The organism is Streptomyces malachitofuscus (genome assembly GCF_055571035.1).
Map to the genome: position 1 here is coordinate 148,344 of NZ_JBVIGA010000002.1, position 12,053 is coordinate 160,396.

The 12,053-nt window shown below is 72.4% G+C and carries 8 protein-coding genes; 4 read left to right on the top strand and 4 right to left on the bottom strand.

The features are described 5' to 3' along the window. Positions 1–49: 49 nt before the first annotated feature. From ACZ44S_RS03185 to ACZ44S_RS03195, 3 genes are all read right to left on the bottom strand, one after another. Positions 50–2,512, bottom strand: coding sequence for an ATP-binding SpoIIE family protein phosphatase (locus ACZ44S_RS03185; protein WP_466923984.1), 2,463 nt, complete (start codon positions 2,510–2,512; stop codon positions 50–52). Positions 2,513–2,650: 138 nt separating this feature from the next. Then, the gene (locus ACZ44S_RS03190; protein WP_466923988.1) at positions 2,651–5,047 is read right to left on the bottom strand and encodes an MFS transporter; all 2,397 of its coding nucleotides are present in this window, start codon (positions 5,045–5,047) and stop codon (positions 2,651–2,653) included. 165 nt (positions 5,048–5,212) lie between these two features. Beyond that, positions 5,213–5,656: an SRPBCC family protein gene (locus ACZ44S_RS03195; RefSeq protein WP_466924377.1), complete on the bottom strand. Its 444-nt coding sequence runs from the start codon at positions 5,654–5,656 to the stop codon at positions 5,213–5,215. Between the two features lie 160 nt (positions 5,657–5,816). On the opposite strand from ACZ44S_RS03195, the gene ACZ44S_RS03200 reads away from it, so the two are divergent. From ACZ44S_RS03200 to ACZ44S_RS03210, 3 genes are all read left to right on the top strand, one after another. Then, positions 5,817–6,863: an Rv2578c family radical SAM protein gene (locus ACZ44S_RS03200; RefSeq protein WP_466923991.1), complete on the top strand. Its 1,047-nt coding sequence runs from the start codon at positions 5,817–5,819 to the stop codon at positions 6,861–6,863. Positions 6,864–6,998: 135 nt separating this feature from the next. Beyond that, on the top strand, positions 6,999–8,579 hold the full coding sequence (locus ACZ44S_RS03205; protein ID WP_466923993.1) for an alpha/beta hydrolase: 1,581 nt from the start codon (positions 6,999–7,001) through the stop codon (positions 8,577–8,579). A 56-nt stretch (positions 8,580–8,635) separates the two neighbouring features. Then, positions 8,636–9,199 (top strand): GNAT family N-acetyltransferase, encoded by a 564-nt coding sequence (locus ACZ44S_RS03210; protein WP_466923996.1) that lies wholly within the window; start codon positions 8,636–8,638, stop codon positions 9,197–9,199. Positions 9,200–9,208: 9 nt separating this feature from the next. Here ACZ44S_RS03210 and ACZ44S_RS03215 read toward each other — a convergent pair whose 3' ends face one another. After that, positions 9,209–9,814 (bottom strand): adenylosuccinate lyase, encoded by a 606-nt coding sequence (locus ACZ44S_RS03215; protein ID WP_466923998.1) that lies wholly within the window; start codon positions 9,812–9,814, stop codon positions 9,209–9,211. A 354-nt stretch (positions 9,815–10,168) separates the two neighbouring features. Between ACZ44S_RS03215 and ACZ44S_RS03220 the strand changes: the two genes are divergently transcribed. Then, on the top strand, positions 10,169–11,974 hold the full coding sequence (locus ACZ44S_RS03220) for a 3-hydroxyacyl-CoA dehydrogenase family protein (RefSeq protein ID WP_466924001.1): 1,806 nt from the start codon (positions 10,169–10,171) through the stop codon (positions 11,972–11,974). Positions 11,975–12,053 lie beyond the last annotated feature (79 nt).

The window sequence follows — 12,053 nt, forward strand, 5'->3', positions numbered from 1 at the left end:
CACGGCTCGTTCGCTCCGCAACGCGCCCTCGTACCAACGGAGTCGGCGGTCAGCGCGGTGAGCGGCGCGGCAGGGTCAGTTCGAACCAGACGGTCTTCCCGGACGTCGTCCGGCTCGTCCCCCACTCGCGGGCGAGGGTGCTGACCACGCGGAGCCCGCGCCCGGTCTCGTCCGTCGGCCGTGCGTTGAGCAGCGTCGGCAGCTCGTGGTCGTCGTCCTCCACCTCGCACAGCAGCGTGTCCCCGCGCACCAGCCGCAGGGCGACGGGCCGGGCGTGGGAGTGCCGTACGGCGTTGGTGACGAGCTCGCTCACCATCAGTTCGGCGCTGTCGGCGAGCCCCGGCAGCCGCCAGTCGTGCAGTTGTTCACGCACCGCCGCCCGGGCCCGGCCGACCTCGGACGGTTCGGGCGTGAACCGCCATTCGGCGACGTCGTCGGGCTCGATGCCGCCCAGGCGGGCCATCAGCAGCGCCACGTCGTCCTTGCGGCCGCCGCGTGTGTTGAGGGCGCGGATGATGGTGTCGCAGGCGTCGTCCATGGACGCGGCCGGGTGGGCGGCGGACTCGCACAGCGTGGCGAGGCCGACACCGATGTCCTCGCCGCGTACCTCGACCAGTCCGTCGGTGCACATCACCAGCCGGTCGCCGGGCTCCACGCGCACCCGCACCGCCTCGAAGGGCACCCCGCCGACGCCGATGGGAGCACCCGTGGGCAGATCAAGGAGTTCGCTGCGCCCGTCCGCGGCCCGCACCAGCACCGGCGGGATGTGTCCGGCGTTGGCCAGGTGCAGTTCGCTCGCGATGGGGTCGTAGACGGCGTACAGGCAGGTGGCCAGGTAGCCGTCGCCGAGCCGCTGCGCCAGGTCGTCGAGGTTGCGCAGCAGTTGCGCGGGCGGCAGGTCCAGGGCGGCCATGGTCTGCACGGCGGTGCGCAACTGACCCATCATGGCGGCCGAGTTCAGGCCGTGTCCCATGACGTCGCCCACGACGAACGCGGTGCGGGCGCCGGGCAGTTTCACCGAGTCGAACCAGTCGCCGCCGATCCGGCCGAGCAGGGTGCCCGGCAGATAGCGGGTGGCGATGTCGCAGCCCGCCATGCGCGGCGGGATGTGCGGCAGCATGCTGTCCTGGAGCGTCTCGGCGACGTTCTCCTGGTACGTGTACATGCGCGCGTTGTCGAGCACGAGCCCGGCCCGGGCGGCGAGTTCGGCGCCGGTGACCCGGTCCATGTCGTCGAACAGCCGGCGCTCCGGATGGCGCAGCAGGATCATGAAGCCGAGGACCACCTGACGCGCCTTCAGCGGGACGACCAGCATGGAGCGGCCGGTGATCAGGGGCCGGATGTCGCGCTTGTCGAACTGCGAGGCGATGGCGTGCCCCATCTCCTCGCTGATGTGCGGCACGAGGACGGGTTCACCGGTGGTCATGCACTGGAAGAACGGCGTGTGGGCCGGAAAGGGCATGGCCTCGCCGACGGGCACGACGTCGTCCCAGCGGCCGGGTTCGTCGGTGTGCTCCAGGGCGACCCGGTGCCACATGGTGGTGGTGTCCGGGACCCCCTCGTCGAACCCCTCACCGGCGACGACCTGTTCGCGCAGATAGGTGCCGGCCACGTCGGTGAAGCGGGGCACCACGGCCTTGCTGACCTCGACGATGGTGCGGGCGAGGTCCAGGGAGGTGCCGATGCGGGAGCTGACCTCGTTGAGGAATTCCAGGCGCTCGCGGACGGCGGCGTACTCGAGGTCCTCGCTCTCGTCCCGCAGTTCCTCGGGCAGCGGTTCGCCCGCCGCCAGGGCCCGTGCGGCCCGTTCGCGGCGCTCCCTGCGCTCCACACGCCGGGGCACGCCCCAGTCGGGGGTGACCGGCACACGGTCGTTCTGGCTGAACTCCAGGATGGGGTAGCCCAGTTCGAGGACCTGGGCGACGATGCGCGCGCTGTCGTCGACGCTCATGCTGGGGAGGATCTCGGGCAGCCGGCGGGCGAGTTCCTCGGCGCCGGGGAAGTCGGTGTGCAGGGCGAAGCCGGGCGCGATGCGTTCGAACACCCCGGCCTCGTCCGTGCGCAGCCCGTCCGCGTCGGCGGCCAGCACCAGCAGCCGCTCCTCTCCCGGTCCGACGAGCGGATACGCCCACCACAGCACGTCGACGCGGGCCGTCCCGCCTCCGGCCAGGCGGGCCCGGCCGGCCGCCGGGTAGGCCAGGCCGCCGCCGAGGGAGACGCCGAGGCCGGGTCCCAGTCCGTCGTAGGGCGCGTACGCCCCGTACGGGGTGTCCTCGTCCTCCTCGGGCAGGGCCCCGGTGACCGGCAGCAGGTCGACGGCCGGTCGGCCGAGGGCCTCCTCCTTGGAGAGTGCGAAGAGCCGCCGCGCGCCCGTGCTCCAGTGCGAGACGAGTCCGTCGCGGTCGACGACGACCACGGCCAGCGGGATCCGGCCGACGCCGCCCCGCTCGGTCGCCGTGCCGTCACCGGTGCGGCGATCGGGAGGTGCGTTCCGCTCGGTGCCACGGTCCATGGCCCAGGCCCTCTCTCCCCCGGCTGCGCAAGATCTGTACCGCCGTCACCACCGTACGGCCACGGTCGGTTGCGATGTGTGGCATTGCTGGAATTGCCCGCCCGGTCCGGCGCGCGTTTCCCCGTGTGAGGGACCGTTTCAGTCCTCGTGCCCGAGCTGGAGGTCGCGTTCCGTGCGGCCTCCGCCGGCCACCTGGAGCACGGTCGCGACGGGCGGGTATCCGGCGGCGATGACGGTGTACTCGCCGGACGCCAGGTCGACGAACCGGAAGGTGCCGTCGGGCCCCGTGGTGAGGGTGTCGACGACGTTGCCCGCGGCGTCCAGGAGGGTCACGCGCGCCTCCTCCACGGGCCGTCCGCCCCCGGCCCGCACCGTGCCGCGCAGCACGGCCCCGCCGGCCAGCTCGACGTCCTGGCGGGTCTCGCGGGCCGCCTGGACGGTGACGGGGAGGGCGGCCGGGCGGAAGGCGGGGGCGCTCGCCGCGAGGGTGTACTCGCCGGCCACCAGCTCACTGATGACGTAACCGCCCTCGCGGCCGCTGCGGGTACTGGCGACGACCTCCCCGTGGACGTTGGTGAGGGTGACGGCTGCGTCGCGCACCGGTGTGCCGTCGGCGGTGAGGACGCTGCCGGCGAGGCGGCCGGCGCCGCCGAGGACGACGTCGAGTTCGACCGGCCGTTCGCCGACGGTCACGGAGACCGCCTGCGGCTGGTGGCCGCCGGCGGCGGCGATCAGGACGTACGCTCCCGGGCCGGGCGTGGCCAGCGCGTACCGTCCGTCCTCGCCGCTGGCGCCGCGGCCGGTCTGCTGTCCGGAGACATCGATGAGGGTGAGCGCCGCGCGCGGTACGGCCGTCCCGTCGGGATGCTGCACGGTTCCGCAGACGGGGATGCCGCCGGTGTGCGGCGCACGGGCGTGCGGCACGCGCGCGTGGAGGTGCGGGGCTTCCGGGGCCGGGTCGGCGATGGGGGTGTGGTGGGACACCAGTGGTTTCTCCTTGAGGAAGCAGGCGATGAGCAGGCCGAGAACGAGCACCGGCACCAAGTAGAGGAAGATGCGCGGCATGGCGTCCGCGTAGGCCTGGACGTAGGCGTCGCGCAGCTCGGGCGGCAGCGCGTGCACGAGCTCCGGTGTGATCGACTCGGCGTCCACGGCCGCGGCGCCCGCGGGGAGGCGCTCGTCGAGCGCGTCGGTGAGCCGCCCCGCGAAGAGGGTGCCGAAGACGGCGGCGCCGACGCTGCCGCCGATCTGCCGGAAGTAGTTGTTGGCGCTGGTGGCGGTGCCGAGGTCGCAGGGGCGCACGGAGTTCTGCACGGCGAGGATCAGCACCGGCATCACCATGCCGATACCGGCGCCGAGCACGGCCATCCAGATGCTGTAGTGCAGCCGGGGCGTGCCGGTCTCCAGGCGGGAGAGCAGCCACATCCCGACGACGGAGAGGGCGGCGCCGACGACGGGGTGGCGCCGATAGCGGCCGGTGCGGCTGATGAGCTGACCGGAGATGATCGACGCGCCGACGATGCCGCCCATCATGGGCAGCATCAGCAGCCCTGACTCGGTGGCGCTGGCCCCGTCGACCATCTGCAGATACGTCGGCAGATAGCTGGCGGCGCCGAACAGGGCGACGCCGATCACCAGGCCCACCAGGCCGGTGACGTTGAAGACGGAGTCCCGGAACAGCCGCAGCGGGATGAGGGGTTCGGCGGCGTAGCGCTCGACGACGAGGAAGAGGAGGGTGGCCGCGGCGGCGCCCGCGCCGAGACCGAGCACGAGCCGGGAGTCCCAGGCGTGTTCGGTGCCGCCCCAGGTGGTCAGCAGCACCAGGCAGGTGGAGGCGGCGGCCAGCAGCAGGGTGCCGAGGACGTCGAAGCGGGCCCGGGCGGCCGGTTTGGGGAGTCTGAGCACCAGGGCGACGACGACCATGGTGACGATGCCGAACGGCACGTTGACGTAGAAGCACCAGCGCCACGAGAGGTGGTCGGTGAAGTAGCCGCCGAGCAGGGGGCCTGCCACGGACGCGAGGCCGAAGGCGGCGCCGATCAGCCCCATGAAGCGGCCGCGCTGCCGCGCGGGCACGATGTCCGCCATGATCGCCTGGACGCCGATCAGCAGTCCGCCCGCGCCGACGCCCTGCACCGCGCGGCAGGCGATGAGCTGGTCCATGGTCGTCGCGCGGCCGGCCAGCGCGGATCCGACGACGAAGACGAGGATCGCGAACTGGAAGACACCCTTGCGGCCCAGCTGGTCGCCGAGCTTGCCGTAGACGGGCAGTCCGACGGTCGCGGTGAGCAGATAGGCGGTGATCACCCAGGACATGGAGTCCAGGCCGTGCAGCTCGCCGACGATCCTCGGGAGCGCGGTGGCGACGATCATCTGCTCGAGGGCGGCGAGCAGGAGGGCAAGCATCAGGGCGACGAAGACCAGGCGGACCCGGCGCGGACTCAGGACGGGCTCGGCGGCCGCTGGCGGGGGCGGCGGACCGCCGGCCGGCGGCGCCGTGACCGACTCGTCCTGCGTCAGAGTGATCCCGCCCACGTGCCGCTCCCCTCGTCGCACCGCCGGACATTTCCCGCGTAAAAGCGACAACTACGAGCAAGCGCGGCGAGTTACGGGACAGAGGCGGTCCGCCGACAGATCACCCGAACCGGTGAGGAGCCAACTCCCCACCGGTTTTCGGGTTTTGGGGACGCCCGACGGCGGCTACTTCTCCACCTCGGCGGCCAGCCTGGCCAGCAGGGCGTCGTAGATCCGGGCCAGGCCCTTGGGGGCGAAGGTCTTCTCGAAGAAGCCGCCGATGCCCCCGGCGCCGTTCCAGACGGTGCTCACGACGACCCGGGACCGGCCCTCGCCGGCGGGGGTGACGCGCCAGGTGGTGACCATCGAGGAGTTGCGGTCCTTCTCGACGAGTTCGCCGTCGGACGGCTCGGTGACCTCCAGGAGGCAGTCGCGCACGCGCTTGCTGGTGGCCTGGAGCTTCCAGTGCACGAGGGTGCCCTCGCCGTCGCCGCCCTCGCGGACCTCGTACTCGCTGTACTGCTCGGGGAGCAGCTTCGCGCGGGTGCCGCTGTAGTCGGCGAGGGCGTCGAACACCGTCTCCGCGTCCGCCGCGACGATCCGCTCCGTAGTGGCCTCGACCTGCGCCATCGCTTTCCTCCAGGGCATGGGTTCTCAGGGTCGGGGCAAGCCAACCACCCCTTCGCCCGGCCACCCAAATCGGGGTTCCGGTTCTGACCGAACATGTCACTCGCACGATCAAGGGAACACTTGTTCTATTCTGTGGCGCAGTACAGCCAGAGGAGGCGTCATGCGCTGGGAGAACCTCACCCCGGACTCCGAACACAGCCGGGCCGACGCCGCGCTGTTCGGCGCGGAGGCGGTGATCACCCGCACCTTCGACATGCCGGAGTTCCGTGGCATCACCTTCCACGAGATCCGGGCCCGCTCGATCGTCAACCGGGTGCCGGGGGCCTCCCGCATGCCCTTCGAATGGACGGTGAACCCCTACCGGGGCTGCACGCACGCGTGCGTCTACTGCTTCGCGAGGAAGACCCACAGCTATCTCGACCTCGACACCGGACTCGGCTTCGACAGCCAGATCGTGGTCAAGACGAACGCGCCGGAACTGCTGCGCCGCCGGCTCTCCTCCCGCAGCTGGCGGGGTGAGCACATAGCGATGGGCACCAACGTCGACTGCTACCAGCGCGCGGAGGGCCGCTACCGGCTGATGCCGGGCATCCTGGCCGCCCTGCGCGACCACGCCAACCCCTTCTCGATCCTCACCAAGGGCACGCTGATCCTGCGGGACCTCCCGCTGCTGCGGCAGGCGGCCGAGGTGACCGACGTCGGCATCTCGGTCTCGGTGGGTTTCACCGACGAGACGCTGTGGCGCACGGTCGAGCCGGGCACACCGGCCCCGGAGCGGCGGCTGGACGTGGTCCGCGCGCTCGCGGAGCACGGCATCGGCTGCGGAGTGCTGATGGCACCCGTGATCCCGTTCCTGAGCGACCGGCCGGACCAGCTGCGGGCGACCGTACGGGCCATCGCGGCCGCGGGCGCCACCTCCGTCACCCCCCTGGTGCTGCATCTGCGGCCCGGCGCCCGCGAGTGGTTCATGTCCTGGCTCGCGCGCCACCACCCGCATCTGGTCAACCGCTACGAGCGGCTGTACGCGGAGGGGGCGTACGCGCCGAAGTGGTACCAGCGCCGCGTCACCCGTCAGGTGCACGAGCTGGCCCAGGAGTACGGCATCGGCCCCGCCGGTGCGGGCATGCCACGCCGGATCCGGCCCGCCGCGCCCGCGGAGCCCGCGGAGCCCCCGACGGCCGAGCCGACCCAACTGACGCTTCTCTGAGCGCGTTCGAGCGCATCCGGCGGCCCAATTGGGTCAACAATCAACCGAACATGTTCCTGTGGGGCCCCATACCGGGACATTGCCGCGAGGACCGTGAGCCCCGCGGTCCGCGCCACCTCCGTCCTGGGAGGACCCATGAGTAAACGCGCAGCCGTGCTGTGCGGTGCCGCCGTCGTCGTGGCCGCCGGCCTCGCGGCCGTCCCCGCCGAGGCCGGCACACCGCGCGCCGCGGAACCGTTCCACGCCGCGAAACCCGCGTGGAGGAAGTGCGGCACCGACGACTACCCGACGCTCCAGTGCGCGTCCGTCCAGGTGCCGCTGGACCACGCCGACCCCACCGGGCGGACGATCACGCTCGCCCTCTCCCGCGTGCCGCACACCGCGAAGAAGTACCAGGGCCCGTTGCTGGTGAACCCGGGCGGCCCCGGGGGCAGCGGGCTGACGCTGGCCGGGTTCGTCGCGTCGGCGCTGCCGAAGAAGGTGGCGGCCCAGTACGACGTCATCGGCTTCGACCCGCGCGGGGTCGGCGCGAGCGAGCCGGCGCTGGACTGCGCGCCGGGCCACTTCGGCCCCGTACGCCCCGACTCGGTCCCCACCTCGCCCGAGGTGGAGCAGGCCAACCTCCAGCGCGTGCGCGCCTTCGCCGAGGCCTGTGGCAGGAAGTACGGCGCTCTGCTGCCGCACCTCACCACGGAGGGCGCCGTGCGCGACATCGACGTGATCCGGCGGGCCCTCGGCGCGAAGAAGATCAACTACTTCGGCTACTCCTACGGCACCTACCTGGGCGCCGTCTACGCCAAGCTGTTCCCGGAGCGGGTGCGACGGCTGGTCCTCGACTCGGTGGTGGACCCCACCGAGGTCTGGTACGACGCCAATCTGAACCAGGACCACGCCTTCAACGACCGTCACCGCGCCTTCATGGACTGGGTGGCCAGGTACGACACGACGTACCGTCTGGGCACCGACGCGGAGAAGGTCGAGGCCACGTGGTACGCGATGCGCGCGGCTCTGAAGAAGGACCCGGCCGGCGGCAAGGTGGGCGCCGCCGAACTCGAGGACACCTACCTCCCGGGCGGCTACTACAACGGCTACTGGCCCTATCTCGCGGAGGCGTTCTCGGCGTATGTGAACGACAAGGACGCCGAGCCGCTGATCGAGGCGTACGAGAACTTCGGCGCGAGCGACGCCGCCGGGGACAACGGCTACAGCGTCTACACGGCGGTCGAATGCCGGGACGCCTCCTGGCCGCGGGACTGGGGACAGTGGCGCAAGGACAACTGGGAGGCCTACGAGCGGGCGCCGTTCATGACCTGGAACAACGCCTGGTACAACGCGCCGTGCGCGTTCTGGCCGACCGAGTCCGTGCGCCCGGAGCGCGTCCGCAACAGCGAGCTGCCGCCGGTGCTGCTGTTCCAGGCGACGCACGACGCGGCGACCCCGTACCAGGGCGCCGTCACCGTCCACCGGCTGCTGTCCCGCTCCAGTCTGGTGGTCGAGTCGGGCGGCGGCAACCACGGCATCACGCTGAGCGGAAACGCCTGCCTGGACCGGCATCTGGCCGCCTATCTCACCGACGGGACCGTGCCGCGCGGACGTCGGGGCGAGGCCGACGCGGTCTGCGCGGCGCTGCCCGACCCCAAGCCCCTGGCGTCGAAGGCGGCACCGCAGACGGCCCGCGGATCGACCCTGCACGGACTGCTCGGCTTCCGTGGCTGAGTACTGACGCACCGTCGGGGGTTGGGGCTGTCGTACCCATGGGCCATCATGACCGCATGAGCGACGTGACCCGGATCCCCGCCCCCGACGGCTTGAGCGGGTTCCCGGTGCGCCCGATGACCGTCGACGACTGCGAGGGCGTCGCCGGGATCCGCATAGGCGGGTGGCAGCACGCGTACCGGGGTCTCGTCCCCCAGGCGTATCTCGACGGACTCGATGTCGAGGCCGACGCCGAGCGCCATCGCGCGCGGCTGCTGAACGGCGACGGCAGCGTGGTGAACCTGGTCGCCGAGGCCGAGGGCGGGGAGCTCGTCGGATGGGCCGCGTTCGGGCCGTACCGGGACGGTGACGTACGCACCGACGACGCCGAGTTGTACGCCCTGTATCTGCGTCCCGGGTACATCGGCCGGGGCGTGGGGCGCACCCTGCTCACCGAGGTGACCCGCCGCTGTGTGTCCCCGGGCCACCGGCGGATGTACCTGTGGGTGCTCAAGGACAACACCCGCGCCCGTCGGTTCTACGAGCGGGCGGGGTTCGGTGCGGACGGGGCGGAGGAGCCGTTCGAGGTGGGCGGGGTGGTGGTGCCCGAGGTGCGGTACGCGAAGCGCCTCGTCGGCTGAGTGGCGGACCTAGCGCTGTCCGGGGATGCGGGGTCGGGGGCCGCCCTGGCGGGGGATGCGGGTCAGGGCGTGCACCGCCGCCTCGGCGAGCGCCGGGTGGGCGAGGGCTTCGTTCAGTACGGGCGCCGCGCGCGGGTCGCCGAGTTCGCCGAGGCCTTCGACGCAGGCGAGCGCGACCCGGCGGTACGGGTCGTGGGGGCGGAGCCGGCGCCGCAGCGTGGTGATCAGGGCCGGCACCGCTTCGGGGGCGCGCAGTCGGGTGAGCAGCCGGACCGGGTGCAGGGCGTAGGCGACGCGGAGTTCGTTGGTGGCGAGCGCGGCGGCGGCGCGGGCGGTGCGCGGGTCGCCGAGGCGGGCGAGGGCGTGGGCGGCGGAGGCACAGCGTGGCGGGTCGCGGTGGTTGAGGAGGAGGACGAGGGCCTCGAAGGCCCTGCGGTCCCCCGCCAGTCCCAGCCGGAAGGCGGCCAGTTCCCGGGCCCACAGCGGCTGCCCGGGTGCGGTGAGGACGCCGGCCAGGGTGTCGGGGTCGTCGGTGTCCAGGAGACGGTCGTACGCCGCCGATCCTCCCGACTCCGCCCGTAAGCGCTCCGTGAGCGATCGCAACTCTTCGTCCATGCCCCTGAGATTAGGTGCCGGGCGGGGTGCTCGGGACCTACATCACAAACCCGGGGGGCTGGCGCGCTCGTTACCCGCGGGTTAAGCTCAGACGAGCGGGTTACCCACTCGCTACCCTCCTCACGGCGGTCTGGTGACGCGGCCGTCGTGAGTCGCAGTCGGTTCGGTGCCCCGTGTACCGCAGTACGGCTCGGCCCCGGGACAGGGCCGGCCGGATCCGCCGTCGCTCCGTCGACGGCACCGGGCGTGTGCGCTCGCAGCCCGGTCCACACCCGCATCCCGCACGCACCCGGTGCGCCCTTCGGCGCACCCGGGCGTGTATTCCGTCGTCACCCTCATTCCTGGAGTCCCGCGATGGCCACTCCCCTGTCCGACACCCCTCTGTCCCCGCTCAGGACCATCGCCGTGGTCGGCCTCGGCACGATGGGCACCGGCATCGCCGAGGTCCTGGCCGCCGCCGGCCGCGACGTCGTCGGCATCGACATCGGCGCGGACCGGACCGCCCGGTGCGTCAGCGCGCTGGAGGCCTCGACCGCCCGCGCCGTGGAGCGCGGCCGGCTGACCGAGCAGCAGCGCGCGGACCTCCTGGCCCGCGTGACCACCGCCACCGACCTGACGGCCGCGGCCGACGCCGATCTGGTGATCGAGGTCGCCCCGGAGTCGTACGAGATCAAGCAGCAGATCTTCCGGGAGCTCGACGGGATCGTGCGGCCGGAGACCATCCTGGCGACCGGCACGAACGCCCTGTCCGTCACCCGCCTCGCCGCCGACTCCGCCCGTCCCGAGCGGGTGCTGGGCATGCACTTCTTCAACCCGGCGCCGGCGATGAAGCTGGTGGAGATCGTCTCCTGTGTGCTGACCGCCCCCGCGGCCGTCACCGCGGTCACCAATCTGGCCCTGGACCTGGGCAAGGAGCCGGTGGCGGTCGGCGACCGGCCGGGATTCGTCGCCGACGGGCTGCTGTTCGGCTACCTCAACCAGGCGGCCGCGATGTACGAGGCCAACTACGCCTCCCGGGAGGACATCGACGCCGCGATGCGGCTGGGCTGCGGTCTGCCCATGGGCCCGCTGGCGCTCCTCGACCTGATCGGCATCGACACCGCCCGCACGGTCCTGGAGGCCATGTACGCCGAGTCCCGTGACCGGCTGCACGCCCCGGCCCCGGTGCTCAAGCAGCTCAGCGAGGCGGGCCTGACGGGCCGCAAGGCGGGGCGCGGCTTCTACACGTACGAGTCGCCGGGCAGCGCGACCGTCGTGGCCGACGCCCTCACCCCGCGCGAGGACGGTGCCGCGGCCGAGGGCCGTCCGGTGCGTGCGGTGGGCGTGGCGGGGTCGGGCACGATGGCCTCCGGGATCGCCGAGGTCTTCGCGAAGGCCGGCTACGAGGTGGTCCTGGCCGCCCGCAGCGAGGAGAAGGCACTCGGTGCCAAGGCACGGATCGGCAAGTCCCTGGCGCGCTCCGTCGACAAGGGCCGGATGACCGCCGAGGCGGCCGCCCAGACCCTGGAGCGGGTCCGCCCGACGGGCACGTACGACGACTTCGCCGACGTCGATCTCGCGGTCGAGGCGGTCGCCGAGGACCTGGACGTCAAGCGGCAGCTGTTCGCGACGCTGGACAAGGTCTGCAAGCCGGGCGCGGTGCTCGCCACCACCACGTCCTCCCTCCCGGTCGTCGCCTGCGCCCGCGCCACCTCACGCCCGCAGGATGTGATCGGCATGCACTTCTTCAACCCGGCGCCGGCCATGAAGCTGGTCGAGGTGGTGCGCACGGTGCTGACCGCCGACGACGTCCACGCCACCGTGCGGGAGGTCTGCACGACCATCCGCAAGCACGCCGTGGACTGCGGCGACCGGGCCGGGTTCATCGTGAACGCGCTGCTGTTCCCGTACCTCAACAACGCGATCAAGATGGTCGAGGAGCACTACGCGTCGCTCGACGACATCGACGCCGCGATGAAGCTGGGCGGCGGCTACCCGATGGGCCCCTTCGAGCTGCTGGACGTCGTGGGGCTGGACGTGTCGCTGGCCATCGAGAAGGTGCTGCACCGCGAGTTCCGCGACCCCGGTCTCGCCCCGGCGCCGCTGCTGGAGCACCTGGTGGCCGCGGGCTGCCTCGGCCGCAAGACCGGCCGTGGCTTCCGCGAATATGCCAAGCGCTGAGCGGCGTCCCGGCGACCGGTTCCCGGGCGGCGCGGAGTGGGGCGGACTGCTCGACCCCGACCGGTTCGCGCCGCCCGCA